The sequence below is a fragment of the Thermosynechococcus sp. genome (genome assembly GCF_046299635.1).
Lineage (GTDB): Bacteria > Cyanobacteriota > Cyanobacteriia > Thermosynechococcales > Thermosynechococcaceae > Thermosynechococcus.
Genome location: NZ_JBKBHV010000033.1, coordinates 1 through 26,764, shown reverse-complemented (window position 1 = coordinate 26,764; position 26,764 = coordinate 1). Strand labels below are relative to the sequence as shown.

Annotated in this window: 25 protein-coding genes and 1 riboswitch; of the genes, 17 read left to right on the top strand and 8 right to left on the bottom strand. The window is 54.5% G+C overall.

The features are described 5' to 3' along the window. Window positions 1–266 precede the first annotated feature (266 nt). A complete protein-coding gene (locus ACK4IR_RS11325; protein ID WP_409874463.1) occupies window positions 267–1,172 on the top strand; it encodes a 4-hydroxybenzoate solanesyltransferase in 906 nt (301 codons plus the stop codon). Here the strand turns inward: ACK4IR_RS11325 and ACK4IR_RS11320 are convergent. The 3 genes from ACK4IR_RS11320 to ribBA form a co-directional block, all read right to left on the bottom strand. Beyond that, window positions 1,162–1,896 (bottom strand): 2-phosphosulfolactate phosphatase family protein, encoded by a 735-nt coding sequence (locus ACK4IR_RS11320; RefSeq protein ID WP_409874459.1) that lies wholly within the window; start codon window positions 1,894–1,896, stop codon window positions 1,162–1,164. The two genes, ACK4IR_RS11325 and ACK4IR_RS11320, sit on opposite strands and share 11 nt — an antisense overlap. A gap of 19 nt (window positions 1,897–1,915) precedes the next feature. After that, the gene (psb32, locus tag ACK4IR_RS11315) at window positions 1,916–2,602 is read right to left on the bottom strand and encodes a photosystem II repair protein Psb32 (RefSeq protein ID WP_409874458.1); all 687 of its coding nucleotides are present in this window, start codon (window positions 2,600–2,602) and stop codon (window positions 1,916–1,918) included. Between the two features lie 76 nt (window positions 2,603–2,678). Next, on the bottom strand, window positions 2,679–4,322 hold the full coding sequence (gene ribBA / locus ACK4IR_RS11310; protein WP_409874462.1) for a bifunctional 3,4-dihydroxy-2-butanone-4-phosphate synthase/GTP cyclohydrolase II: 1,644 nt from the start codon (window positions 4,320–4,322) through the stop codon (window positions 2,679–2,681). Between the two features lie 205 nt (window positions 4,323–4,527). Beyond that, window positions 4,528–4,673, top strand: a riboswitch (cobalamin riboswitch). A gap of 432 nt (window positions 4,674–5,105) precedes the next feature. Here ribBA and metE point away from each other — a divergent pair. The 3 genes from metE (at window position 5,106) to ACK4IR_RS11295 (ending at window position 8,949) form a co-directional block, all read left to right on the top strand. Then, window positions 5,106–7,388, top strand: a complete 2,283-nt coding sequence (metE, locus tag ACK4IR_RS11305) for a 5-methyltetrahydropteroyltriglutamate--homocysteine S-methyltransferase (RefSeq protein WP_409874457.1) — start codon at window positions 5,106–5,108, stop codon at window positions 7,386–7,388. Window positions 7,389–7,571: 183 nt separating this feature from the next. Next, the gene (locus ACK4IR_RS11300) at window positions 7,572–7,895 is read left to right on the top strand and encodes a hypothetical protein (protein WP_409874456.1); all 324 of its coding nucleotides are present in this window, start codon (window positions 7,572–7,574) and stop codon (window positions 7,893–7,895) included. A gap of 79 nt (window positions 7,896–7,974) precedes the next feature. Next, complete coding sequence (locus ACK4IR_RS11295; protein WP_409874455.1) at window positions 7,975–8,949, top strand: methyltransferase domain-containing protein; 975 nt, start codon at window positions 7,975–7,977, stop codon at window positions 8,947–8,949. Here ACK4IR_RS11295 and ACK4IR_RS11290 read toward each other — a convergent pair. After that, window positions 8,946–9,581, bottom strand: a complete 636-nt coding sequence (locus ACK4IR_RS11290) for a YqiA/YcfP family alpha/beta fold hydrolase (protein WP_409874454.1) — start codon at window positions 9,579–9,581, stop codon at window positions 8,946–8,948. The genes ACK4IR_RS11295 and ACK4IR_RS11290 overlap by 4 nt on opposite strands. Window positions 9,582–9,920: 339 nt before the next feature. Between ACK4IR_RS11290 and ACK4IR_RS11285 the strand changes: the two genes are divergently transcribed. Continuing rightward, window positions 9,921–10,340, top strand: a complete 420-nt coding sequence (locus ACK4IR_RS11285; protein WP_298614669.1) for a photosystem I reaction center subunit II PsaD — start codon at window positions 9,921–9,923, stop codon at window positions 10,338–10,340. 141 nt (window positions 10,341–10,481) lie between these two features. After that, window positions 10,482–10,790, top strand: a complete 309-nt coding sequence (locus tag ACK4IR_RS11280; protein ID WP_409874453.1) for a DUF3181 family protein — start codon at window positions 10,482–10,484, stop codon at window positions 10,788–10,790. On the opposite strand, the gene acsF is transcribed toward ACK4IR_RS11280, so the two are convergent. Next, entirely contained in the window at window positions 10,787–11,851 is a 1,065-nt protein-coding gene (acsF, locus tag ACK4IR_RS11275) for a magnesium-protoporphyrin IX monomethyl ester (oxidative) cyclase (protein WP_409874452.1), read from the bottom strand. The genes ACK4IR_RS11280 and acsF overlap by 4 nt on opposite strands. Window positions 11,852–12,129: 278 nt before the next feature. Between acsF and ACK4IR_RS11270 the strand changes: the two genes are divergently transcribed. The 3 genes from ACK4IR_RS11270 to ACK4IR_RS11260 all read left to right on the top strand — a co-directional run bounded on the left by ACK4IR_RS11270 (window position 12,130) and on the right by ACK4IR_RS11260 (window position 15,211). Beyond that, window positions 12,130–12,861, top strand: a complete 732-nt coding sequence (locus tag ACK4IR_RS11270; RefSeq protein WP_409874451.1) for a heme oxygenase (biliverdin-producing) — start codon at window positions 12,130–12,132, stop codon at window positions 12,859–12,861. A gap of 38 nt (window positions 12,862–12,899) precedes the next feature. Next, window positions 12,900–14,282: an oxygen-independent coproporphyrinogen III oxidase gene (gene hemN, locus ACK4IR_RS11265; protein WP_409874450.1), complete on the top strand. Its 1,383-nt coding sequence runs from the start codon at window positions 12,900–12,902 to the stop codon at window positions 14,280–14,282. Window positions 14,283–14,371: 89 nt separating this feature from the next. Beyond that, on the top strand, window positions 14,372–15,211 hold the full coding sequence (locus tag ACK4IR_RS11260) for an acyl-CoA desaturase (protein WP_409874449.1): 840 nt from the start codon (window positions 14,372–14,374) through the stop codon (window positions 15,209–15,211). 9 nt (window positions 15,212–15,220) lie between these two features. Here ACK4IR_RS11260 and ACK4IR_RS11255 read toward each other — a convergent pair whose 3' ends face one another. Then, window positions 15,221–15,970, bottom strand: coding sequence for a DUF928 domain-containing protein (locus ACK4IR_RS11255; RefSeq protein ID WP_409874448.1), 750 nt, complete (start codon window positions 15,968–15,970; stop codon window positions 15,221–15,223). A 366-nt stretch (window positions 15,971–16,336) separates the two neighbouring features. On the opposite strand from ACK4IR_RS11255, the gene ACK4IR_RS11250 reads away from it, so the two are divergent. From ACK4IR_RS11250 to ACK4IR_RS11220, 7 genes are all read left to right on the top strand, one after another. Next, a complete protein-coding gene (locus ACK4IR_RS11250) occupies window positions 16,337–18,016 on the top strand; it encodes an alpha/beta hydrolase (RefSeq protein WP_409874447.1) in 1,680 nt (559 codons plus the stop codon). Window positions 18,017–18,030: 14 nt separating this feature from the next. Beyond that, window positions 18,031–19,512: a cobyric acid synthase gene (locus ACK4IR_RS11245; protein WP_409874461.1), complete on the top strand. Its 1,482-nt coding sequence runs from the start codon at window positions 18,031–18,033 to the stop codon at window positions 19,510–19,512. A gap of 97 nt (window positions 19,513–19,609) precedes the next feature. Next, window positions 19,610–19,963: a hypothetical protein gene (locus ACK4IR_RS11240; RefSeq protein ID WP_409874446.1), complete on the top strand. Its 354-nt coding sequence runs from the start codon at window positions 19,610–19,612 to the stop codon at window positions 19,961–19,963. 27 nt (window positions 19,964–19,990) lie between these two features. Beyond that, on the top strand, window positions 19,991–21,010 hold the full coding sequence (gene trpD / locus ACK4IR_RS11235) for an anthranilate phosphoribosyltransferase (RefSeq protein WP_409874445.1): 1,020 nt from the start codon (window positions 19,991–19,993) through the stop codon (window positions 21,008–21,010). Continuing rightward, window positions 21,000–21,866, top strand: coding sequence for a carboxylating nicotinate-nucleotide diphosphorylase (nadC, locus tag ACK4IR_RS11230; RefSeq protein WP_409874444.1), 867 nt, complete (start codon window positions 21,000–21,002; stop codon window positions 21,864–21,866). Before trpD ends, nadC begins: the two co-directional genes overlap by 11 nt. Before the next feature lie 42 nt (window positions 21,867–21,908). Further along, window positions 21,909–23,552: an ABC transporter permease gene (locus tag ACK4IR_RS11225; protein WP_409874443.1), complete on the top strand. Its 1,644-nt coding sequence runs from the start codon at window positions 21,909–21,911 to the stop codon at window positions 23,550–23,552. A gap of 71 nt (window positions 23,553–23,623) precedes the next feature. Further along, a complete protein-coding gene (locus ACK4IR_RS11220; RefSeq protein ID WP_409874442.1) occupies window positions 23,624–24,205 on the top strand; it encodes a DUF1997 domain-containing protein in 582 nt (193 codons plus the stop codon). A gap of 6 nt (window positions 24,206–24,211) precedes the next feature. Here ACK4IR_RS11220 and ACK4IR_RS11215 read toward each other — a convergent pair whose 3' ends face one another. Next, entirely contained in the window at window positions 24,212–25,387 is a 1,176-nt protein-coding gene (locus ACK4IR_RS11215; RefSeq protein WP_409874441.1) for a hypothetical protein, read from the bottom strand. 13 nt (window positions 25,388–25,400) lie between these two features. Beyond that, a complete protein-coding gene (locus ACK4IR_RS11210; RefSeq protein WP_409874440.1) occupies window positions 25,401–25,820 on the bottom strand; it encodes a hypothetical protein in 420 nt (139 codons plus the stop codon). Window positions 25,821–26,023: 203 nt separating this feature from the next. Between ACK4IR_RS11210 and ACK4IR_RS11205 the strand changes: the two genes are divergently transcribed. Continuing rightward, a partial coding sequence (locus ACK4IR_RS11205; RefSeq protein WP_409874460.1) for a PPK2 family polyphosphate kinase occupies window positions 26,024–26,764 on the top strand: 741 nt, incomplete at its 3' end.

Below are 26,764 nucleotides of genomic sequence, written 5' to 3'. Positions count from 1 at the left end.
TCTGGGGGAATTGAAGCCTGTGGAGAAGTAACATCCCTTGAGAGTGTCGCTCTTGAGACTTCAATGAAGCAGGAAGTGAGCAGCAAATCTAAACAATGGAGTCTATTTGACTTGGCTGGATAGATTTGTATCAGGCTTACAGAGCGGAATAGACAGAGTACAGACTAACTACTAGGAGCCTAGGACAGAGTGAGCCGCAATGCTCCAACCCCCTCTGAAAAGTTAAGATTGTCAACTATAGTGGCATTCACGGTAGGATCGGTGTGGTGAATTCTCAAATCTCGACAACCTCAGTGCCCACTTGGGTGGCGATCGCCCAACTGTTGCGTTGGCATAAGCCTGCGGGTCGTTTGATTCTCCTCATCCCTGCGCTCTGGTCGTTGACACTGGCCAGTGAGGGCTTGCCGTCGTTGAAGTTGCTGCTAATTATCACGGTGGGGGCGATCGCCACCAGTGCTGCGGGTTGCATTGTCAATGACTGCTGGGATCGCAATATTGACCCCCATGTGCAGCGGACGCAAAACCGCCCCCTTGCCAGTCGCCGACTCTCCCTCGGTGTGGCCTTGGGTTTAATGGTGATTGCTTTACTCTGTGCTTGGGGATTGACGTTTTATCTCACGCCCTTGGGGTATTGGCTGGCGGTGGCGGCAGTGCCGGTGATTCTGCTCTATCCCTTGGCCAAGCGAGTGTTTCCGATTCCGCAACTGGTCTTGGCGGTAGCGTGGGGCTTTGCCGTGCTCATTCCTTGGGCCGCGGTTCAGGGGCGCTTGACCTTGACGACGGCGTGGTTGTGGGCAGCAGTGGTGATGTGGACCCTAGCCTTTGATACGGTCTATGCCATGCCAGATCGCTCCGACGATCGGCGGCTGGGGGTCAATTCCAGTGCCTTATTTTTCGGTGCCCATGCCCCCTTGGCGATCGCCCTTTTTTATTTGCTGACCGCGGCCTTCCTGATGATTGGTGGCTTAAGTGCGGGACTCACTTGGCGATTTTGGCTGGCTTTGGCAGTCAGCACCTACTTTTGGCTACGCCAATCCCTGCAAATTTATACCCACGAACGTCGGGACACCCAAACAACGACGCTGCCGATTCAGACCTATGGTCGTTACTTTAATGAAAATGTCTGGTTGGGCTTCTTGCTCTGGGTAGGGATGTGGTGCCCTAGGCCTTAATCAAGAGCTTGGGGGAAACCTGCCACGGCACAATGGCGAGAATATCGACTTGAGCACAGTATTTGAGATCGGCTTCATTGCCGAGGTTGAGCAGGCGCTGGCCATGGCTAGAATGGTGAAAGAGGGTCAATAGATCCTCTTTGTAGTAGCGGTACAAAGCAGTGGCAGCAATCGTTTCATCATTGCCGGCAAGGGTTTCAAAGGGGGCATCCTGCTGTCCCCAGAGGTAATGAATCAGTGCTCCAGCACAGACGGTATCTTCAAGGGAGTAGCTGCCTTCCCAGCCGGAGCCGACAATCCAAACCGTTTCCGGTTGATGCTTTTGGACAAATTCGGCAACGGCAGCACGATTCACAAGGGCAGCGGCAAGAACAAGGGGACTCGCCTGAATGCGCTCAAGGGAACGGGTACCGTTGGTGGTGCTCATAAATAGGCGACACCCTTTGACGCGCTCGGGCACACACTCAGCGGGGGAGTTGCCCATGTCAAAACCGGCAACTTTTTTGCCTCCTCGCTCACCAACGCGAATCCGTTTGGCTGCCGGCCACTGCTGACTGACTTGTTCTAACTCTGCCAGATCACTAAAGACCTGAACAGCTTCTGCCCCTGCAGCAAGGGCTGTGGCGATCGTCGTGGTTGCCCGCAGAACATCAACGGCAATGGCACAGTCGGCTTGCCAGTCGGCCGGTACACGCTCCGGTGTGTGGTAGGTATAGATTTTCATAAATAGAAAGAGGGTTTGGCTACGATGATCCTTGATACATAAAGTATGTCACCATTGGGATCACCGTAGCGGCAATCAGGAGGGCAACAACGATGAGGGTGGCGGAGCGATCGTCGGTTTCCTCTTTGCTCTTGTAGGTTTTCTGGACAACGGTTTCCCGCACCACCGGCGGCCCCGGATCGGGTTCGCCTTTAAGGACTTTAGCAAGGCGATCGACCGTGTCAAGTACCGATTGATTGTAGTTGCCGTCCCGCAGGGGCACTCGCATCGTTTCTTGGACAATACTTTCGGCCGTTTCAGGATTCAAGCGTGCGGCTACCGCATCCCCATAATGAATCGCTGTGCCATGGGTAACGGTATCGAGGGCAATGATTACTTGATTGGCTTGGGACTCTGAATCGGGAAACCATTGGCTAAAGAGATCATCCACAAAACTCTGGGGAGTTTCGCCATAGTCAAGGCGGTGGAGTGTTACAACATGAACATTAATGCCTGTGGCTTCGGAGAGGTCTTGGAGCGATCGCCCGACACTGCCTTGGGTGACTGCACTGAGAACATTGCCCTCATCAATGACACCAGTTGCTGTTCCTGGAAAGGGGATATCAATCGCGCTGGTTGCCCAGACGGGGGTTACCCACAATGTACTTGCGAGTAGTGCTAGTAAAAGATAGCGAATGCCGTTTTGCCAAGCCACTTGCCAATGCATGTGTTTCTAGTCCTGTATATCTCAATGCAATTTTCCCAGATATTGCTTGCAAAAATAAATTTTCTTCTAACAAATCTTAATTTTTCACTGTCAACCATGAATAGATAAGATGAGGCCGCCACTCGCTAGGGGACTGTTGGGTATAGACTTGGCGATCCAGATCCATCGGTAGGTTGAGCATGGGATCACCGCCTGTGGCCACGAGAAATTCAAATCCTTTTAGCGTCGGCCATTGGCAAAATTGCCGCAGCAGGGTTTGCACCGCAAGGACATAGGGGTGTTCCGGTTGGCGGTACCACTGGCGATCGGCCAAATGGGGTTGGTCAAACCCAAAGTGAACGATTAGATCGGGATGGCCAAAGATGGCCTGAGCCACGGGTCGGGCTTCCTCCCGCAACAGCAAATCAACCCCTGCGGCCAGATGACGGAGTTTTTCTAGCCGTTCGTAGCGATCGCCCGCGTTGAGGTGCGACTCTTGCCAGCGAAAGGCCACGGTAATCAGATAGGTTTGCAGCAGTAAATGCCCCAGTTTCTGAGCTTTGGTGGTCAAGTAGGGCGTATTGTAGGGCGTAGCTTCAATCAGCAGGGGCACCCGATCCACCACTTCAAGACCATACCCCTTAAGGCCGGCAATTTTGCGGGGGTTATTGGTAATTAGGCGGATTTGTTTTACACCCAAGTCATTCAGGATTTGGGCACCGACCCCATAGTCCCGTAGATCTGCCGGAAACCCTAGCTTCTCGTTGGCTTCCACGGTGTCAAAGCCCAAGTCTTGCAGAGAATAGGCGCGCAGTTTATTCACCAAGCCAATCCCCCGTCCCTCCTGACGCAGATAAACCACCACACCGCGGCCGGCGGTGTTAATCATCTTCAGCGCCGCTTGCAGTTGCATCCGACAATCGCAGCGCAGGGAACCCAAAGCATCCCCCGTCAGGCATTCAGAATGGACGCGCACCAAAACCGGCTGCTCGCCAAACGTGGCGGGATCTCCTTTGACAATGGCGACGTGCTCCGATTGATCGAGGGAATTGCGATAGCCGTAGATTTGAAACTCCCCAAACTCCGTCGGTAGCTTGGCCACGGCTTCACGGCGCACGAAACGCTCGTGTTGAAGGCGATAGCTGATTAGATCGGCAATGCTGATAATTTTGAGGTGGTGGGTGCGGGCATATTCCAGAAGTTGGGGCAGCCGCGACATGGTGCCGTCGGGATTTTGAATCTCACAGATGACCCCTGCCGGGTAAAGGCCTGCCAAGCGGGCTAAATCCACCGCCGCCTCGGTGTGACCTGCTCGTTTCAGCACTCCACCGGAGCGCGATCGCAGAGGAAAGACATGGCCGGGACGCCGCAAATCCTGAGGGCGGGTGGTGGGGTCAATGAGGGCTTGAATGGTGCGGGCGCGGTCTTCGGCGGAAATTCCGGTCGTCACCCCCCAGCGGGCACCGGCATCCACGCTTACCGTAAAGGCGGTCTGATTGCTATCGGTATTTGTTGTCACCATTAAGGGCAGTTCCAATTCATCGAGGCGATCGCCCTCCATAGCCACGCAGATCAATCCCCGGGCATGGACTGCCATGAAGTTAATCATCGCCGGGGTCACCCGCTCGGCGGCCCCCACAAGATCCCCCTCATTCTCGCGATTCTCATCATCCACCACCACAATGACTTCGCCCCGCCGCAGGGCATCCAATGCCGATTCAATGGAGTCAAACACAGGCACGTCCGCCAAGACAGTTGTTCCCAGAATTCTCAAGGGGTCTTAATTACTAAGTTACAGTGTTTTTCCCGCGCATGGGGTAGCTGCCCTACCCTACCAAATGTTTACGGATTCTAGTTTCTTTCAAGGGGGGCACGCTTCGCGCTTTTTGCCGCTTTCCCTAAAGCGGTTTGGGCTGTCATCCATTTCCTTGGTGGATGTGTTAGCATCTTCCCATATATCCTCTGGTTTTGCTAGGGGTCAGCTAGCAAACGGAAGGGGGAAAGTTCGGTGCGAATCCGACGCTGTCCCGCAACTGTGATGAAGGCAGTGACCTTCTCAGTCAGGATGCCCGCCAGAGGTCTGTTGTTCTCTTCATCTGCGAGGTACGGATGATGCGTTATCAGTTTTGCTCTCTTCTAGAAGTTATTCATCATAGGCAGCTTCTTTGGCCAAAGCGCAGAAAGCCACTTCCGCAAGTTTTCTAAACAGTCTGTTTTAGGTGCTGCCCCCGAAGGAGAGAGCGTCTCTTAGCAGGCGCAGGCAGGGTTTTTCTATAAAGTTCAACCCTTGAAAGATAGGCTTTTCTCTTTAGGCCGCTACACACCTTTTGGGGAATATAGAAGGCAGAATCCTCTTCAAGGGCAGCATTCTTCATTCCTGCGAAATTCGGGTCATCTTCACAAGTGGGCTGCGTCCTCAAAATGTGCTCACGATCCGTTGGGATCTCTTGAGCGGTGCTCCGATTCAAAGGACGGTTCTATTTTTCTACTCTCTCTCTATTCATTAGGAGTCAACAATGCAACAATGACAGCCCAAGGTTCTGTGTCTAAACCGCAATCTCACCTTACAACCGCCACCATTGGCTATCCCCGCATTGGCAAACAGCGAGAATTGAAAAAGGCGCTGGAGGCCTACTGGCAAGGCAAGCTTGAGGCAGCAGCGCTCCTAAAAACGGCCCAAGAGATTGCCAGCAGCAACTGGAAGAGCCAACTGGCCGCCGGGATTGAAGAAATCGGGGTCGGTGACATGAGCTTGTACGATCCCATGCTGGACTGGTCCGTGCGCCTGGGGATTGTGCCCGATCGCTTTGGTCATCTGCAGGGGCTAGAGCGCTACTTTGCCATGGCGCGAGGGCAAGAAGGAATTCCCGCCTTGGAAATGACAAAGTGGTTTGATACCAACTACCACTACTTGGTACCCGAGGTGGGCGATCGCTGGCAGGAGACTGACTTTAGCGATTTCCTAGAGCAGGTGCAACAGGCTCAACAGGTGGTGGGCGATCGCGCGATTCCCATGGTCATTGGCCCGGTTACATTTCTGCGGCTGAGTCGGCTCTTTGTCAATCAGGAGGTGGTTGCTGACCGCTTGGCCGAGCGCTACACCGCTTTGCTTAACCACCTCAAAGACCTCGGCGTCAAAGGCGTGCAACTTCACGAACCCGCTCTTGTGCTGGGGGATGCCCCCCACTTTCAGGCCCTCTATCAACGCATGTACCGCCGGCTGGCTCAAGTGGGTGTGCCCCTGCATCTAGTGACCTACTTTGACGATCTCGGGGAAGCCTATCCTTGGGCGGTTCAATTACCCGTGGACGGCATTAGCCTTGACTTTACCCGAGGCCGCAATCTGGAATGGCTAGAAGACCAAGGGTTCCCCGCAGACAAAATTTTGGGCGTCGGTCTCATTGATGCCCGCAATGTGTGGGCGATTCAGCCGGACACCGTTTTAAGGAAACTGCAAGCAATTCGGGCGATCGCGCCCCAAATTAAACTCCATCCCTCGGCGTCTTTACAGTTTGTGCCCTATGATGGGCATCGCGAAGGCAAGCTCCCAGAACCCCTGCGCAACGTTCTTAGTTTTGCCGAGCAAAAATTGGCAGAACTTCAATTACTCAAAGCCTATGGGGAGGGAGAGGCCACTGCCCATGCTCGTATTCAGGAGCTAGAAGCCCACTGGCGCGCCTTCCGAGACTTTAGCCCCGCCAACGCCAAGGTGCAAGCTCAACTGAAAAGCTTAACACCGCAAGACTTCGAGCGTCCGGCTCCCTATGGCGATCGCCAAAAGTGCCAGGTGCAGTTGCCCCTGCTGCCCACCACAACCATCGGCTCATTTCCACAAACGACGGAAATACGGCAACTGCGGGCTAAACTCAAACGGGGTGAAATTACGCAAGCGGAATACGAAGCCGCCATTGACGCCGAAATTGCCAAATGTATTCGTTTCCAAGAAGAGGCCGGCTTAGATGTCCTTGTTCACGGTGAATTTGAACGCACCGACATGGTGGAATTTTTTGCCCAGCAGTTATCGGGTTTTGCCTTCACCGAGCATGGCTGGGTACAAAGCTACGGCAGCCGTTGCGTGCGGCCTCCCATTATTTACGGCGATATTGACCGACCTCAACCGATGACATTGCGGGAATTGAAGGTTGCTCAGTCCCTGACCCCAAAACCGGTCAAAGGAATGCTTACAGGCCCTGTGACCATGCTCAACTGGTCATTTCCCCGCAGTGACATTTCCCGCCGCGAACAGGCGTTCCAAATTGCCCTTGCCCTGCGTCAGGAGGTGGCCGATCTCGAAGCAGCAGGTGCCAAGATCATTCAAATTGATGAACCCGCCCTGCGGGAAGGCCTACCCTTGAAACCGGAACGTTGGTCGGAATACTTGACATGGGCGGTGGATGCTTTTCGCCTCGCCGCCGGGGTTGCCCAACCGGCCACCCAGATTCATACCCACATGTGCTACTCCGAGTTCGGTGACATTATCGAGCACATTCAACGCCTGGATGCCGATGTTCTCTCGATTGAAAATAGCCGCAGCAACAACGAAACCCTATTTGAAATTACCGATGCGGGATATTCTCACCAAGTCGGCAATGGGGTTTATGATGTCCACAGTCCCGTTGTTCCCGGCGTCGAGCAAATCGTTGCCCAACTCAGAACTGCCCTGGCCAATTTACCCGCTGCGCAGATTTGGGTGAACCCTGACTGTGGCCTGAAAACCCGCCGCTGGGAAGAGGTGATCCCCGCCCTCAAGAATATGGTGGCTGCCTCTAAAAAATTACGCGCCGAACTGCAACGGCAGTCCCCTTGAGCGATTAGGGGTGCCCCCGCTCCTAGGTGGGGGCAAGGTCGTTTTTTCCAACCACCAGGTCAGTGACCCTTCCAAATCGATGGAATTCACCGCGTGGCAGGATCGCTGGATTGCCACGAATCTCCTGGGCCTAGGCGATAACGCTTGGGTAGGCTACCTCAGGGCAGGTCGCGGTGTGGTGGTGTGCACTCCGAATACCCCCCTGTCGGCGTTACGGGGGAAACGTTTTCTGCCCACTCTGTGCCTCGGCAACGCTTAGCCCCCTTCCCCAATGCCTGGTTGGCAAGGCGCTATCATTTCATGAGTGCCCCCATCCTAGGGGCGGCCGACGGCTATAGCCTGCAACGGGAGGGCCTACTGCTGTTGGAATCGGGACAACAGGTGACGTTCTTTTACCTGAAAAACTTGCCTGTGCCACCCCCTGCCTGTTATCGGTACCTATGTCGCTACTGGGAAGAAGTCATCCTTCTCTCTGTCGAGGAGGCGATGGGGGGCGATCGCCCCTAACTGTTCTGCTGCCCCTGTCTTGTCGAACAACCGGCAACCTTGTCATCTTAAATAGAGACCTACACACCAAGCTTGCTCCATGTTCAATTTATTTCTAATAGTGGTTGTTGTCGCCGTAGCCCTAGCCCTCTTGGGGATAGCGCTTTATCTACTTTTTCCTCGGAAGTATGAGTCTGCCCACTCCGTTGCCGAGTCCTACGACAACTGGACAAAGGATGGCATTCTGGAGTTTTACTGGGGTGAACATATTCACCTTGGCCACTACGGCTCGCCCCCTCGTCCCAAAGACTTTCGCCAAGCCAAAGTTGATTTTGTCCATGAAATGGTGCGCTGGGCCGGTCTTGATCGTCTACCACCGGGGACAACGGTGTTGGATGTCGGCTGTGGCATTGGCGGCAGCAGTCGCATCTTAGCCTGCGACTACGGTTTTGACGTGACCGGGATTACAATTAGCCCTGCGCAGGTGCGGCGGGCGCAGGAACTCACTCCCCCGGATCTTAAGGTGCAGTTTCAGGTGGATGACGCTTTGGCTTTGTCCTTTCCAGATGCGAGTTTTGACGTGGTTTGGTCTATCGAAGCCGGTCCCCACATGCCCGACAAGCAGCAGTTTGCCAAGGAATTATTACGGGTGCTCAAGCCGGGGGGAATTCTTGTGGTTGCCGATTGGAACCAGCGCGACGATCGCCGCCGCCCCTTAAGCTTCTGGGAGCGACTGATCATGCGCCAACTCCTAGATCAGTGGGCGCACCCTGCCTTTGCCAGTATTGAAGGCTTTACCGAAGCCCTTGCTGCAACGGGTTTAGTGGATGGAGAGGTGATCACCGCCGACTGGACCCAAGAAACACTCCCCTCTTGGTTGGATTCGATTTGGCAGGGGATTGTACGACCCGAAGGACTGGTTCGCTTTGGTCTGCCGGGGCTGGTGAAAGCCTTGCGGGAAGTGCCCACCTTCCTGCTGATGCGAATTGCCTTCGGCACCGGACTGTGCCGCTTTGGCATGTTTCGCGCTGTGCGCGCAGAAGTTCCTGCCCTTTCGTTAAGCCAAACCCTTTAGGTCAGTTGCGGGCGGATAATGGGCAACATCATACCCCAAATTGCCGACCGGACATCTTGAAGAGCGTGATCGCTGTCGAGTTCTACCCGACTTACCCAAGGGCGACCCTCACAGTAGCGACGACTGGCCTCAATGGGAATCACTTCATCCTGAAGGCCATGGAAAATCAGAGTGGGCACCGGCCGCTGAAGCTGGCGATCGTCATAGGCCAGTAAATCCTTGGCAAAGCCATAGCTCAAAGGCAGCAGGCGCCCCTCCGTGTGGTGGTAGACCTCTAAAACGCCAGTTTCCTGCCAGCGGCGGTACTGATCCCCTAAACGGGGCAGCCAGTGGATAGCAAACTCAAAAGCAGGAGCCAGGAGAAAAAGTTGCACTACTTGGGGATGTTTTTCTGCTAGCCAAGCGGCCGTCAGGCCACCAAAACTGGAGCCAATTAATGTGACGGGTTCTTCGGGGGAGAGCAGTGCTTCTACCTGTTCAATTTGGCGACTCAGGGTCAAGTGAAAAAAGTCTCCTTGGTTGAGATCGGGAATGAGAAGCGACTGACCGAGTTCCTCAAAGCGATCGCGAAAATACTGAGCTTTACCCGAGCGCGGTGACGAGGCAAATCCATGGAGGTAGAGATATTGCATTGCTCAATAATCCCTTGTGAGGAGCGGACATATTTTTGTGCACTTTGTCAATAATCTTAACAAATCTGCCCTTTAGCTATAGGTTTTTCAAGGGTGAGCATTGGCAGTAATTCAGAATCAGGATCAAATAGCCTAATAACGATGAGTCATCGTGAACAAACTGTTACAGTTTCTCACAACTCGCCGCAACATAGCGATTTCAATGCTACGATGCCGTTGAGTCTGGCTACAGCCCTTTTCCCACGGATGGCATTCCCTTATATGTATCCCACATCTCAGAAAAGGGTTGTATTTAGCCAATCTGAAGGATAAAAACGTGAGAGATTGAGGATCGAACGCATGACAACACTCACTGGGCAACCCCCGCTCTATGGTGGCAGCACCGGCGGCCTCCTCAGCAAAGCGGATACGGAAGAGAAATATGCCATCACTTGGACAAGCCCCAAAGAGCAAGTTTTTGAAATGCCGACGGCTGGGGCTGCTGTGATGCGTGAAGGCGAAAATCTCGTTTACCTTGCCCGTAAGGAGCAGTGCCTTGCCCTCGCTGCCCAACAACTGCGTCCCCGCAAAATTAACGACTATAAAATCTATCGCATTTTCCCCGATGGTGAAACGGTATTGATCCATCCCAAGGATGGGGTTTTCCCTGAGAAAGTGAACCAAGGGCGCGAAGCCGTCAACAGTGTGCCGCGCTCCATTGGCCAAAATCCCAACCCCTCTCAACTGAAATTCACCGGCAAAAAGCCCTACGATCCATAAGTTGGTACTGAATAGCCGCTTTGCAACCCCCTGTGGATTAACCATAGGGGGATTTTTTCAGCCATGATCGAGCAGGCCTTCCAGACTACCGTATTTAACCTGTGTGCTCGATGATAGAGAATACAGAATCAGGTGACGCCCATGAGTCGTACCCCGTTAATCGAACGCCTTGCGGCTGAAATTGGCCGCGATATTTATATTGATGTAGCCAAATGGCATCTCTACCTTGGGGATGCAAAGCTAGCAACTCCCCTTGCTGAGGCGTTTTTACCTCTCTTGGAACAAGGGGAGATCACTGCGGCGCAGGCCACCACTGTCTTGCAGGCGGTTTCCGTTCCCCTTGGCGGCGGGCAGCAGTCCCTTTCCCTCGATCGCCTGATTCCCAAGGCCAACCAAGCATTGCTGGTAGAACTGCTCAACCGCTTTCGCCAAGAGGAGCTGGAGATTTAATGCACCGTGCCCCATTCCTGTTGGGCATTGAGCGGGGGCAACAGATAAATGCGCAGGAGATGTCCGGCGATCGCCAACTGATGAGGCAGCTTCCGTAAAGCTTTCAGCCACTTCGGTTGATTGCTGGCTTCAATGGCTTGAAGTTTTTCGCTGATTTCAACACAGCGTTGCAGACGGGGATAAAACTCAGGGTGATCGACATTGAGCACCACAGAGAACGTGCGCGCTGCTGTTTCATTCGTTTTGGCAATCACTTCGCGATCGAACTCAGTGGCATTGAAGCCAAGGGCTTCATAGAATTTGGCACGCTCATGCACTGTCAGCGTATGGGTGGCAAACACCGTCAGTAGGAAGAAACGCATCCAGAGTTTGGCGCCCCAGCCTTGAATCAATTGGGGTTGGGAGTGGATCAACGCTTTGAAAATATCGCCGTGGCGGTTCTCGTCTTGGCACCAACTTTCAAAGTACTTAAAGAGGGGATAGAAGGAATATTCGGGGTGCTTTTCAAGGTGACGGTAGATGATGATGTAGCGCCAATAGCCAATCTTTTCCGATAGATAGACGGTATAGAGTACCCAAGGCAGCGGGAAAAAGGTGTAGGTACGCGCCTTGGAGAGATAGCCCAAGTCCATAGCATGGCCAAAGTCCATCATCGCCTTGTTGAGAAACCCCGCATGCCGCGCCTCATCCCGTGCCATCAGGTGAAAGATTTCCGCCAACAGGGGGTTGCGGTTCTTGAGCTTGCGTGAGAGTTCCTTAAAGAGCAAAAACCCTGAAAACTCAGAGACACAGGAGCGCTCAAGGTAGTCAATAAAGGCCTTGCGGGTCTCGGCATCCAAGGTGTCCCAGGTGCCCTGGAACGACTCATCGCGGACAAAGTGATGGCGGTTGTAGTCTGCCCGCATTTCCGCCAACATTGCTTCCAGTGGTTCCTGCTGGCGACTGAGGTCAAGTTTTGCTGCCTGTTCAAAATTTGTTGTGTAAAAACGGGGAGTTAAAAGGTTTTCGCGAATGGTTTTAACGCTTTGGCTTAAATTGGGATTGGGGGCGATCGCCACCATAAGCCTGTCACTCCTATAGAACTAAACCTATGCAGGTCATACCGTTTTACTATACTATATATATCCCTGAGGACGGTCAATAACCGCCTTGACAATTCTGCAAAAGTAGGTAGTTTTGTAATGTTTTTTGAATTTTCGCTTGACAGCCATATGGTCAAAAAGTAATACTCACCTGTAGTTTGCCGTTCTACCCCCATTCAGCCCACGGCCATTCTCCGTTGGCAGGATGAATTTACTCTAAAAAAGATTGTTAAAAACTAATTTCAGGAGTTACAGGTATGACAGTGCTCTCCCTTGCGCTGCGCGAAGGAACTGCCGAGGCTCACACCTTGGCGGAACATACTGCCTTCATGAAATGCTTTGTCCACGGGTTAATTACCCCCAATCTCTTCCGCCGGTTTTTGGCCAATCTCTACTTCGTTTACACCGCTCTTGAAGCCGCCTTAGCCAATGCGCCGGGCGATCGCCTGCGGGCAATGTACTTCCCTGAACTCAACCGCAGTGACCAGCTGGCCGCAGATTTGGCCTTCTACTACGGCGACGATTGGCGCGATCAGATTACGCCCCTCACGGCCACCCGTGTTTACCTCAGTCGTATTCATGACTTGGCTCAGAGTGATCCTCTGCTGCTTATTGCCCATTCCTACACCCGCTATATGGGCGACCTCTCCGGCGGACAGGCCTTGGGCAAAATTGTCCGTTCCCAGCTAGCGCTGCCCGAAGGCAAGGGCACGGCCTTTTACGAGTTTCCAGCTCTGCCAACTCCCGAAGACAAAAAAGCTTTTAAGCAGCGGTATCGGGAAACCTTGGATGGTCTTGGCATCGAGGAAGGGGCGATCGCCCGCATTGTCAAGGAAGCCAACTTTGCCTTTGCCCTCAACTGCAACCTCATGCACGCCCTTGAGCCGGAGTTAAAAGCCACCATTGGTGATCAGGTGTGGCAGTCCGTGGTCATTGAGAACCAGCCCCCTCGGCGGGAGCAACCCCGTCCGGAAGCTGTTGCCGTGTAAAACCGACTGTTGATCTTGTCAGGAGCTTGCACCAATCCATGAGTGTGATTCAGCCAATTCAATTTGATGGGGCACTGCTGCAAAAATACGATCGCCCCTTGCCCCGCTATACCAGCTACCCCACGGCTGCCGAATTTACGGCCGATTTTGATCGCCATTGTTTTGAGCGGGAACTGCTGCGGAGTAACGCAGAGCACCTGCCCCTCTCGTTATACGTCCATATTCCCTTTTGCCGGACTGCCTGTTATTTTTGCGGCTGCAACGTCATTGTCACCCAAAGTCAAACCATTGCCAAAACCTACTTGGAGGCCTTGGCCGCCGAGATTGCCCAAGTGGCAGCACGGCTGGATCGCACTCGGCCGGTGATTCAAATGCATTGGGGCGGCGGTACCCCCAACTACCTCACGATTGATCAGGTGGAATTTCTGTGGCGCACGCTCACCCACCACTTTACATTTGCCAACGAGGCGGAAATTTCCATTGAGGTGAATCCCCGCTACATCGAGCGTGAGTATCTCTTTCGCCTGCGGGAGCTGGGCTTTAATCGCATCAGCTTTGGCCTGCAGGACTTTGATCCGCAGGTACAACTGGCGGTGAATCGCATCCAGCCCGAAGCTTGGCTTTTTCAAGTCATGGAGTGGATCCGTGCTGCCGAGTTTGAGAGCGTCAACATTGACCTCATCTATGGTCTGCCCTATCAAACGGTTGAGTCCTTTGAAACAACGATTGCCAAAACGCTCCGCCTCGATCCGGATCGCATTGCTGTCTTTAACTTTGCCTATCTGCCCAATCTCAAACCCATTCAAAAACGCATTGATCCTGCAACTCTACCGGAGGGCGCAACCAAGTTGGCCATCTTGCAGCGGGTGATTGAAACGCTGACGAGTCAGGGCTATCGGTACATCGGCATGGATCACTTTGCCAAGCCCACCGATGAGCTGGCGATCGCCCAAGAGGGGGGGACGCTGAAGCGCAACTTTCAGGGCTACACAACACTGCCAACGGCAGATTTAATTGGCTTTGGTCTCACCTCGATCAGTATGTTGCAGGAGGCCTATGCCCAAAATCAGAAACACTTGGCCACCTACCTGAGTGAAGTTGCTGCCGGTCACCTAGCCACCGAACGCGGCATTCGACTGCACCGTGAGGATGTGCTGCGCCGCCAAGTCATCATGGAATTGATGTGCCAGTTTAGGGTGGACAAGGGGGCGATCGCCCGCCGGTTCGATCTTGACTTTGATACCCACTTTGCCTCGGAGTTGGCGGCGCTACAGGAACTGGCTGCCGATGGCCTCCTTCACTTGGGGCGCGATCGCTTAGAAGTCACCCCCGTCGGACGACTCCTCATCCGCAATGTGGCTGCCGTCTTTGATACCTACCTGCAACAAAAATCTGGTAGGACATTTTCTAAGGCCATTTAGCCACAGATTGTCTTTAGGATTTTCTTGTGGCTCAGAATCTCGAAATCTAAACTCGCGTCTAAACTCATAAACGGTGTTGAGGAGTGCCTATGTCATCATCCTTGGAGTTGCAACCACAGACTGCCCGCCTCAATTGGAGCTTTGTCCTCTTTCTTGGAGCTGTCCATATCCTAGCGGGGGTTGCCTTCTTCTTTTTCTCCTGGTCTGCTTTGGCTGTCACCCTCTTTCTCCACTGGCTCTTTGGTAGTATCGGTATTTGCTTGGGATACCATCGTCTCTTGAGTCACCGCAGTTTCCAAGTGCCCCAGTGGTTAGAGTATGGGATTGCTATTTTGGGTGCTTTGGCCATGCAAGGAGGCCCCATTTTTTGGGTGGCCGGTCACCGCTTGCACCATGCCCACACCGAAGATGAAGTGAAAGATCCCTACTCGGCACGGCGAGGCTTTTGGTGGAGCCATATGCTCTGGCTCGTCTATCCCCATCGTCAATTCTTTGATGCCGAGGAGTATGCCCGCTTTGCCCCGGATTTGACACGAGATTCCTTTTACCGCTGGCTCGATCGCTACTTTTTGCTGCTGCAAGTGCCCCTTGCCTTGCTCCTCTATGGCCTAGGCGGTTGGTCGTGGCTGCTGTGGGGAATGTTTGTGCGGGCGGTTTTCCTTTGGCATAGTACTTGGTTGATTAACTCTGCCACGCACAAATGGGGCTACCGCCGCTTTGAGACGGCCGATAACTCCCGCAACCTCTGGTGGGCAGCGCTCCTCACCTATGGAGAAGGTTGGCACAATAACCACCATGCCTATCCCCACGTCGCCAAAGCCGGCTGGTACTGGTGGGAAGTGGATGCCACATGGTGGGTGATTTGGCTGCTGCAACGCTTGGGGCTTGCTCGGAAAGTGCAGCTACCACCACGGGCGACCCTTTCTTAATTTTCTTAGTTAGCGTCCATTGCTTCGACTGCTTTGGGCGATCGCCAGATTGCCAAGCTGCGGCAGGGCGACCTCTTGAGCCGTCATTAACTCTGTCCAAAGAGCCTGAATTTTGCCGTCATTGGGCTGCTTCTGCCGCAGTTTGATCAGGGTATCGAGGGCATCATACCAAAGCCCATTGCTAGCTAACAGATCATACCGTTGGAGGTAGCTGGCTTGGCGGAGTTGTTGTTCCAGTGTTTCGGGTAGAGCAACCCGTTGTACCCAGCCTTCTACAAAGCGAATCTGGGAGGGATCGGGGTCACTGGCGTTACAAATGAGGCTGACGGTCCAACGGTAATCCACACCCTCCTGTAGGGGTGGCACGTCACCCGCCAAGGTAATACTGTCGAGGCGTGGGCGATTGGCCATCGGAAACTGCTGCTTGTAAATTTGCACCTGCGTCCCATTGGCAAGGGTCTGAAACAGAGCAAACTCCAGAGCTTGATAATTATTAGCGGGTAGATACCAGTAAAAGGTGGGGCGATTCGCCGCCGTCAAGCCAATGTTACTCGCTGGTACCAGTGTAGTTAAATCAGGTTCATTCGCTGCGGTTTGCACTTTACAGATGCCGCGGGTGGCCGCCCCCTCCCGATTCCCCGGACGGGATAGGTTTTTGGGGGGTGTAAATCCTGCCCAACTGAGACCCGCATTGAGGATGAGGACGGCCAAGCTCCAAGGAATGAAAGATCGCAGTGAGGTAAACATACGGCGTTTCATAGGTCAATATCCTTAGTGAAAAGAGGTAGTGGGGAGTGTTAGGGTTTTTATCGTCAATCTTTGGTCAGTTCCCTACCTGCCACACTACTACCATAGAAGTTTGGTGTGGGCTGCGGGGTGATAGCTCCAACCTGATGGTGATGATGTCCATCACGTACCGGTATTGCGTTGGCTCACAACCTGAGTAGTCTTCAAGACGAGGACAGCACCCTAGTAGTTCCAAAGTGGCGCGGGCATGACTTCAGCAGCAGGCATGATAGAAAGGGGCTGTCTCTATACTGGAAAGTACCTATAGGATTTTTGCGCTAACTGTTCCCACTACTTTTCTAAGTTTTTTGATTGAGTGGTATTGCGTGACTCTTCGCTGTGGACACCCTCTCCCTTAAGTGGTTTCTCTTGCTCCCCCTCAGTGTTGTCGCGGGTCTCAGTATCTTTTTGGTGGGATCAAGGGAGCTGTCAGTAACCGCAGCCGAACGCATTATTTTTCGCTATGGCTTTTTTGAGCGATCGCTCCCCATTGCGGACTTAGAACAATTTGCTGCCACAGGTCAAGCTTCGCCGGAACTATCGCGCTATTTGCGGCTATTATCGCCTGGGCAGCGGCAGCAATTGCGATTGGCGTTGCAAGAACGGCTGCGACTCTCCCCTGTGGCCGTTGCCCAACTGTTGTATTCCCCCCTCGGTCAAGAATTGATGGCGCAAGCGGGTCGAATTCTCGAAACCCAAAGCCGCCAAGAAAATGCCCTTGCCCTGCGATCGGCTCTGATTCTCGCGGCCACTGATCCTAAGGGTCTCACCGCATTGAGTGTGATGCGCCACTACCCCTCCCCCAGCATCCGCTTTGACCTCAAGGAAGGACTTGCGATTCTCAAAAACTTCCAGCATACAATCCGCGAAACAGAGACAATTCTGGAGGTTGTCCGTCAACAGGCCCTAGAACATCACACCGCCTCTGTACCTGTCAGTGTGCAATCCCTGCTCCAAGCGGGGCCTTGGCGGTGGCTAGAAATGCCTTGGGCAGCGGTGGATCAGTCACCTCAACGGTTGCAGTTGACGGGACATTCGCGCCTCGTTGAAGCGGATTTCTATCTACCCATTGTGCCTGCAGGACAGCGGGTGCCGGTGGTCATCATTTCCCATGGACTGGGGGCAAATCGTCATAGCTATCGCTATTTGTGTCGGCATCTGGCTTCCCACGGCTTTGCGGTTATTGCCCTTGAGCACCGGGGTAGCTCGACGCGCCGGTTACTTTCCTTTTCTATGGGTTATGGCAGTCCCATGGCAGCCGCTCAAGAATTTTTGGATCGTCCCCTTGATGTCACATTTGTCCTCAATCGCTTGGGGGCATTTCCCGAGCAACTCTATCCTTGGTCAGGGCAGTTGAACCTAGAGCGGGTGGCGGTTATCGGCCAGTCTTTCGGCGGCTATACGGCTTTGGCCTTGGCGGGGGCGCCCTTGGATGTTCAACAACTGCGACGCCATTGCACCAAGAGTTTCCTCGACTCTTTGAACGTATCCCTGCTGCTCCAGTGCCAAGCGCGGGCATTGCCAGCAACGGTTTATTCTCTCCAAGACCCACGGGTACAGGCAGTGATTGCCGTTAACCCCATTACCAGTGCCGTCTTTAGTCCTGAGTCTTTGAGCCAGTTAAAAATTCCCGTGATGTTTGTGGCTGCCAGTAACGATACGATCGCCCCGGCGGTGGAGGAGCAGATTTATCCCTTTACATGGCTGAAGACCCGCGATCGCTACCTTGTCTTAATAGACGATGCAACCCATTTTTCCACCATTGGCGAGGCAAATCAAAGTGAACCCGTGCTGCCTGTGCCCAAGGAGCTTGTGGGTGCCACACCGCCGCGATCGCGAACCTATCTGCGCGGATTGAGTTTGGCCTTTCTACGGTTGCACCTTCTAGGGGATGAACAAGCACGGCAGTGGCTGACGCTGGCAGCAGCTATGGCCTTGAGTTCGCCCACTTGTGGTTTGAGCCTGACCCAATCCCTAACACCAGAACTGTTGAGAAAGGTACCACAGGCAGTGAAGTAATGATTAACTCCACCATGAATGCTAAAGCCCTGATGGTAGTGGGAACCACGTCCCATGCGGGTAAATCCCTCCTCACAGCAGTGATTTGTCGTTGGCTGGCGCAGCAGGGGTACCGTGTCACGCCGTTTAAGGGACAAAACATGGCCTTGAATGCCTACGTCACCCGCGAAGGCGGCGAAATTGGCTATGCCCAAGCCATACAAGCCTGGGCGGCAGGGATAGAACCCGAAGTGGCCATGAACCCGATCCTCCTCAAGCCCCAGGGGAACATGACCTCCCAAGTAATTCTCAAGGGGCAGGTGGTGGGTGTCACCCAAGCGGCAGACTACTATCGGGACTACTTTGAGCGGGGTTGGCAGGCGATTACCGAGGCCTTGGCGGATCTGCGGCAACGCTTTGACTGGATTGTGTGTGAAGGGGCAGGCTCACCGGCGGAAATCAATCTCAAGCACCGGGATCTCACCAATATGCGGGTGGCCAAGTACCTAGGGGCACCGACCCTTCTGGTGGCCGATATTGATCGCGGCGGCGTGTTTGCCCAGATTGTGGGTACCTTGATGCTCCTAGAGGCCGATGAGCGGGCACTGATTCAAGGCATTGTGATTAATAAATTTCGCGGCCAGCGATCGCTCCTCGACAGCGGTCTGCAATGGTTAGAGGAGACCACAGGGATACCGGTCTTGGGGGTGATTCCCTGGCTGGAGCGCCACTACCCTGCCGAAGATTCCCTTGATCTGTGGGATCCCCGTCCCCAACGCCAGGGGGCAGACTTGAAAATTACCGTCATTCGCCTGCCGCGCATTGCCAACTTTACCGATGTTGACCCTCTGCTAGCAGAACCCAGTGTCTCCCTTGAATTTCTCCCCCCCCAGCGTCCCTTGGGACACCCCGATGCCGTGATCCTGCCGGGGACGAAAACCACCATTGCCGATCTCCACGTGCTATGGGAAACGGGGATGGCAGCGCAACTCCAAGCCTATGCTGCCCAAGGGGGAACCATTCTCGGCATTTGCGGCGGCTGGCAGATGTTGGGCATCACAATCGGCGATCCGCTGGGTCTAGAGGGAGACCCCGGCACTTACCGAGGACTGGGACTTATGCCCCTGCATACGCAATTGCAGGCCACCAAATGCACCCGACAACGACAAACCCAATCCTTGTATTTTCCCTGCACTGAGCCAATCCTAGGCTATGAAATTCACCAAGGCCAAAGTGAATATGGAGGGGATCTTCGAGGTTGGCAGCCCCTTTTTGCGGCTTCAGAACTGGGTCTGGTCAACACGGCGGGCACCCTGTGGGGCACGTATCTGCATGGGCTATTGGAAAACGGCCCCTGGCGTCGCCATTGGCTAAATGTGTTGCGATCGCGCCGTCAATTGCCACCGTTACCCACCGCGGTTCCCCACTATGCTGAGCAACGGGCTGTGGCACTGGATCAACTCACGGCAGCGGTCATGGCCCACCTCAACTTGGAGCGGATTTGTAAATTATGTTGACGTAAAAATTTCAAATTGTTAGCAAGTGTCATTGCCTGCTAGGGACTCCCCTAGACTGAGGAACTAATGTGCCGATGATAGGGAGTTCAAAGGAACAATGACAGTGCCGGTTTCTTGGTCAGTGGGAATGCTAATTGTGTCGGCGATCGCCGCCCTCGGTGGCCTAAGTTGGCTGTTGTACACAGCTCACCAAGAGGCAAAGCACTTTCCCCGGCGGGAGTCTTCCCCCCAAGAGGCCTACGGCGAAACCCTGTGGCGCATGATCTTTGTCTATTGGCTCGTCTATTGTGGTGCGCGGGGTCTGCAAATCGCTGTACCATTAGAGGGTACGGATTTGGGTCAGATGTGCAAAATTACCGCCCTCTTGGCCTTTTTGCTCACCACCTCTTCCCTGCTTTGCTTACCGCTGCACTACTGGCAGTCACGCCAGCGCCAACAACAACTCAATTAAGTCTCGATTTGTCTCCTGCACCGTTCAATGTGGTCTGACCTGCTCCAACAACTCCTCGATCGCCAAGCCCTGACCCAAGAGCAGGCCGCCCAGTTAATGCAAGGATGGCTAGCCGAAGAAATTCCCGAGGCTCTCTCCGGCGCCATTCTCACGGCCTTAGAGTTTAAGGGGCTGACGGTTGAGGAGCTGACGGGGATGGCGCAGGTGTTGCTGGCGCAGTCTGCCGGGGCACCGCTGAACTTGGCCGAACCCCTCATTGATACCTGCGGCACGGGGGGCGATCGCGCCGGTACGTTTAACATCTCCACCGCCGTTGCCTTTGTGGTGGCAGCAGCCGGGGTCAAAGTGGCTAAGCACGGCAATCGTTCCGTCTCCAGCCGCGTCGGTTCGGCGGATGTCCTAGAGCACCTGGGGGTCAACCTTGCCCACAGCAATCCTGCCTTTTTACTCAAGGAGGTGGGGATCACGTTCCTCTTTGCCCCCGGTTGGCATCCTGCCATGAAAGCGGTGGCGCCCTTACGCCGTACCCTGAAAATTCGCACGGTCTTTAACCTGCTCGGCCCGCTGGTGAATCCCCTCCATCCCACGGGGCAGGTGATCGGGGTCTTTAGCGATCGCTATCTTGAAGCCCTGGCCGGTGCCCTGCAACGCCTAGGTCGCCACCGGGGGATTGTTCTCCATAGCCGCGAAGGGGTGGATGAAGCCACCTTGGGGGATAGAACCGATCTCGTACTGTTTAGGGGTCCTGAGGAGTCGCTGCACCACGAAGTCCTCGATCCTGAGGCCTTGGGACTGACCAAGGCACCCTTGCGTGAGCTGGCCGGCGGAGATGTCCAGACCAATGCCGCAATCCTCACCCAAGTGCTGCAGGGAAAAGGCACGACGGCTCAACAGGAGGTGGTGGCGCTCAATGCCGCCTTGGCCCTCTATGTGGCCGGTGCAGTGCAGGATTGGCAAGAAGGGGTGGAGCGGGCAAAGGCAATTCTGGCCGCTGGCGCCGCCTGGGACAAGTTACAGGCATTGGTGACGCTCTCCAATGAATCCTAGGGTGTCTGCCTATCTGCCGCCGTGGTGTGTCTTGGATCCCCTCTTGGATCAATGGTTACAGGAGGACATCGGCCGGGGCGATCGCACCACCCAAGCCCTGCATCTTCAAGATCGCCAAGGCAAAGCCGAGATTCGTCTTAACAGTCAGGGCGTGATTGCCGGCCTGCCCATTGTGGAGCGGGTGTTCCAACGCCTTACGCCAAGGGTCGTGTTCACCTATGAGCAGGCGGAGGGTGCCGTTTGTGATCCGCCGACAGTGGTGGCCCGCATTGAAGCGCCCCTCGAAACCTTACTCCTTGGGGAGCGCTTGGCACTCAACTGCTTGATGCGCCTCAGTGGCATTGCCACCCTCACCCGTACCTATGCCCAGGAAATTGCCGATTTGCCGACCCAACTGGTGGATACCCGCAAAACCACCCCCGGCCTGCGCCTCTTAGAAAAGTATGCGGTGGCGGTGGGGGGCGGAGTGAACCATCGCTTTGGCCTTGACGATGCAATCCTGATTAAAGACAACCACATTGTGGCCGCAGGGGGAATCACGGCGGCGGTGGAGAAAGTGCGGCAAGCTGCTCCCTTTCCCTTGGCCATTGAGGTGGAAACCGAAACCCTTGAGCAGGTGCGCGAAGCCCTCGCCTTGGGGGTGGCGGTGATCATGCTCGACAATATGCCGATTCCAGAGATGACCAAAGCGGTGGCGATGATCCGCGCCGAAGCCCCCCACGTTAAGATTGAGGCCTCCGGCAATATCACGCTGGAAACCTTGCGGGCAGTGGCCCTGACGGGGGTGGATTACATTTCGACCAGTGCCATGATCACGCGATCGCCTTGGCTGGATTTTAGTTTGACCCTTCTTTAGAGTCTTTTTAGAAAGTGCGTGTCTGTTTTCGGAGGTCGTGCCGTGTCTAAGTCCCTTAGCCTCCCGCGGTGGGTTCGCCTGCAACCTTGGGAGTTCCTAGTGTGGCTGATTGCCCTTGGGATTGCCGTGCCTATTCTCGTCATTCTCGGCCAAGTCTTTGTGAATACGGGTGACACTTGGCAGCATCTGGCCACCACGGTTTTACCGGACTACCTGTGGAACTCCCTCTGCTTGATGGTAGGGGTGGGAATCGGGGTGGTGGTGATTGGCGTCAGTACGGCTTGGCTGGTTACCAACTGTCAATTTTGGGGGAGTCGCTGGTGGCAGTGGCTGCTTTTGACGCCTTTGGCGGCGCCGGCCTATGTCTTAGCCTACACCTATACGGAGTTTTTTGCTGTGGAAGGGCCGGTGCAGACTTGGCTGCGGGACTTCACGGGCTGGGGCTACGGTGACTACTGGTTTCCCAATATCCGCTCCCTTGGGGGGGCGATCGCCATGCTTACCCTTGTCCTCTATCCCTATGTCTTTCTCTTAGCGCGAGTCGCCTTTTTGGGGCAGGCCACCTGTAGCCTAGAAGCTAGCCGTTCCCTTGGCTGTGGGCCTTGGCGCAGTTTTTGGACGGTGGCCTTGCCCCTTGCCCGGCCGGCGATCGCTGCCGGTACAAGCCTCGCCCTCATGGAAACTCTGAATGACTTTGGTACCGTGCAGTACTTTGGGGTGGATACTTTCACCGTTGGGATTTACCGCACTTGGTTTGGCATGGGCGATCGCGTGGCGGCGGCGCAGTTGGCCTCAGTGTTGGTGGTGATGGTTTTTGCCCTGTTGCTGGTGGAGAAATGGTCGCGGGGCAAAGCCCGCTACTACAATCGCGGCGGCGATCGCCCGATTCCCTACGCGCTCAAAGGATGGCGAGCAGCTTTGGCTTGGCTGGTCTGTGCCGTACCCGTTTTCTTTGGTCTGCTGCTCCCCGGCGGGTTGCTCCTCTACTTGGCCATCACCTACCAACAACTGCAACTCAGTCGGGAATTTTTAGAACATGCCAGCCACAGCCTGATTTTGGCGACCCTTGCGGCGGTGTTGGCGGTGGGCATTGCCCTGCTGCTGGCCTATGGGCAGCGGTTACTGCCAACGGTTTGGGTGCGCTGGGGAACCCAGATGGCTGCCATGGGCTACGCCATTCCGGGCACGGTGATTGCGGTGGGGATTCTCATGCCCTTGGGGTGGTTAGATAACGTCATGAACGATATTAGCGAGCACCTGTGGGGCGTAGAAGTGGGCTTGATTCTCAGTGGCACAATTGCAGCGCTGATCTATGCCTACTTGGTACGCTTTTTGGCCGTTTCCTTGGGCAGTGTGGAGGCCAGCTTGGTGAAAATCCGCCCCTCCCTAGATGAAGTAGCGCGAACCTTGGGGCGATCGCCTTGGAATATTCTGCGCACCGTTCACCTGCCCCTGATGGTGCCCGGCCTGTTTACCGCCGCCCTGATGGTCTTTGTGGATGTCATGAAAGAACTGCCGGCCACATTGGTCATTCGTCCCTTTAACTTTGATACCCTAGCAATACAGGTTTACCGCTTTGCCTCTGATGAGCGACTTCCCGAAGCCGCCTTGAGTGCCCTAGCCTTGGTCGTCGTTGGTCTCATTCCCGTCATTTGGCTGGGACGGCAAACCCACTGGGCAGATTAGGGAGTTCGGTTTACCGTTCACGAACTTCTTAATAATTCGTTACATTAGAAACAACGTTCGCTAGGTGTGCCATGTACTTAGAATTCAAGGCCAGCCAATCTGTCTGTCTCCACATTGAAACCCCCACGGCTCCTTTACAGCACTACCTGCGTCAACCGCGGCGGCTTGTCTATGCCCTAACCGACCCCAGCCGGGTGGAATTTTTGGGGAGCGATCGCTTTCGTTTGAAGATGCGTCCCTTGAACTTTCTCATGGTCAGCTTGCAGCCCACCGTGGATCTTGCCGTTCATGCCAACAGTGACGGCTCCTTACAATTGCGCTCCCTTGGCTGTGAAATCCGCGGGGTGGACTACATCAATCGCCGCTTTCACCTAGCCCTTGAAGGTTACTTGTTTCCCCAAGCCACCGCCAACGGTACGGATGTGATTGGTCTTGCGGATTTGCAGGTGGGGGTAGATATTCCACCGCCTTTAGATCTCACGCCCCGTCCGATTCTGGAGGCCACCGGCAATGGCCTGGTCAAGAGTGTGCTGCTAACGATCAAACAGCGCCTCAGTCAGCATCTTGTGGCCGATTACCGACGCTGGCTTACCGAAGTGGAAACCAATGGCAGTGACGATTGGCTCACGCCTGTTCCCGTCAGCTCCACCTGAAATCCCCTAGAGACAAACTTGCTTGGTACTGAGTAACTGCCCAAGGCCAAAGAGTCCCCGCTGAACCCCCTTAGCAACCCCACCAATGGCCAAGGTCTCCAATCGCTCCAGTTGGGGAGGCCGATTGATAAACACAAGGGGTGTTTGTACCTGCTGATAAAAAGCCCGGCAGTCTTCATAGCTGCCGGCAAGAATGCCACTGGCAGCACTGCCATGGTGGTGAATCCAATGAATTGCCGCGGCTAAATCCTCTTCGTAGTGCCATGCCAAGCGCTGCTCCAAATAGGGGAGCGGCCACTCTCCCTTCTCCACGAGGGGCAGGTGCGGATAGTTGGGGTGCAAGTGCTCATCCACCCCTTGCCGGTAGCCGGCTTGGGTAAGTTCATTGATCACGAAAGTCAGATGAGAGGGGTTCACATTCCCCAGCACAATAACCTTTTCAACGGCAAGGGTACAATCCGGATGGGTTTGGTGGCTCTGCTGAATACACTTGAGGACACTTTCCGGCGACACCGACCCATCCCAAACCAAATAGGTATTGCCCAAGGACAGGGTCACCAAAGGACAGCGGGCAGCGGCGCGTTGCTCGGCCGCAAAGCGGGGACGGCCGTAGACAAGGGCAAGATCAACCGCAGTCGGATCCGCAAGCCAACCGGCCGGATCGAGGGAGAGAGTCTGAATGGCGGCTGGCGGCAGACTGGCTTTGCCGAGGGCGGTCTCGATGAGGCCGGCGATCGCCCCGGCGGTGTGGTGGCTACTTTCACCACTCCAGATCACAAGGGCGTTTCCCGTTTTCAGCGCCATACCCGCCAGCATCAAACTGAGGGTGGGTAGCCCTTCATAGACCAAGGCAATGACCCCCAAGGGAACGGCATACTGAAACCGCTCCGGTTGGGTGGGGCACGGTTGCTGCCACGGATCCGCAGCATGATAGAGGCGCTCTAACCATTGGCGAATGCGGTGTAGGCGCTCATGGGTCAGCCGCAGCCAACCAAGGACAATCTGAGACACCGCCAGATCGCGGCTGGACTCTAGATCAAGGGTATTTTGCTCCAACAATAGGGGTTCTGCTGCGCCTAACTCCTCAATCAATCGCTTGAGAGCTTCCTGACGAAGGGCATAGCTAGCTTGGCTGAGGTGTGTACTGGCGGCTCGCGCCCCCCTTAGCGGCTCAGGCAACATGGCCGCAGCGCATTTAACGACGGGAGAGGGCAATCCAGACTAGAAATGCCGGTGTCAGGGCAATCAGCAGGGAGGCAATAATCCATAGCAGCCCTTCAGGTTTTAAGGACAATTGTAGAAGCAAGGGCAGCCACAGCAGAATAGGCATCAACAAAAAGAAGCTCAGGCCAATCGCAAAATACCAGTAGCTTTCTGAAAACCCCCGTTGTAACTGACTCCACTGCAATCCCGTCCAATACCACGCTCGCTTGTAGGGATAGGTGGTGGCCAACTGCTCAATGGAAAAGCCATCAGGGCGGACGACAAAAATCTGCTGACAGCGCCGACACCCAAAGGCTTCCGTGAGGGCGATGGGCATAAGTTCCCCTTGGCGACGACAGGGGCAGGGGTAACTTGCATCCAGATCCAGTTTCTGAGGTTTAATCGGAGCCACGGTGGCTGTCCAGAACGCAAACAACAGGAAATGATTCGACCGAGGGCGATCGCTCGCCTACTGATACAGCATACAAAGAGAATTGTGTTTTGCCCGTGACTTATACAATTTGTTAAAGAGAGACCGCAAAGCAGCCCATTTCGATTTTTTTGTAATGAGAAAATGTAGGCTAGGATACAGTTCTGCCGCAGCCTCTCTTGATCATGATTCCCCAAGATTTTCTCGACCAAATTGACCCTGATCGTTACATTGTCCCTGTGGGGGAGAAATTCCACTGGAAGGACTATGATCCTGCGGATACCGCCGGCCTCAAAAGTAAAGTCGAAGCTCAAGAACTCCTCGCCGCTGGTATTAAGAAGCTAGCGGCCTACCAAGATGTTCTCTATGCCCAAAATATCTACGCGCTGCTGATTATTTTCCAAGCGATGGATGCAGCGGGCAAAGACAGCACCATCAAACATGTCATGAGTGGCCTCAACCCCCAAGGCTGTCAGGTGTATAGCTTTAAGGTGCCCAGTGCCGAAGAGTTGGATCATGACTTTCTGTGGCGAGCCAACCGCGCTTTGCCAGAGCGAGGCTGCATTGGTATTTTCAATCGCTCCTATTACGAAGAAGTCCTTGTGGTGCGAGTACACCCCGATTTGCTCAACCGCCAGCAACTTCCCCCCGAAACCAAGACCAAGCACATCTGGAAAGAGCGCTTTGAGGACATTAATCACTACGAACGTTACTTGACGCGCAATGGCATTCTCATCCTCAAGTTTTTCTTGAATATCTCCAAAGCAGAGCAAAAAAAACGCTTTTTGGAGCGCATTAGCCGTCCGGAAAAGAGCTGGAAATTTTCCATTGAGGATGTGCGCGATCGCGCCTACCTGAAAAGTGCCGCAGTGCTGGTGAAGCGGCAGACGACCAGCGGGAGGAATTACTCAATTTCAGCTTGTTGC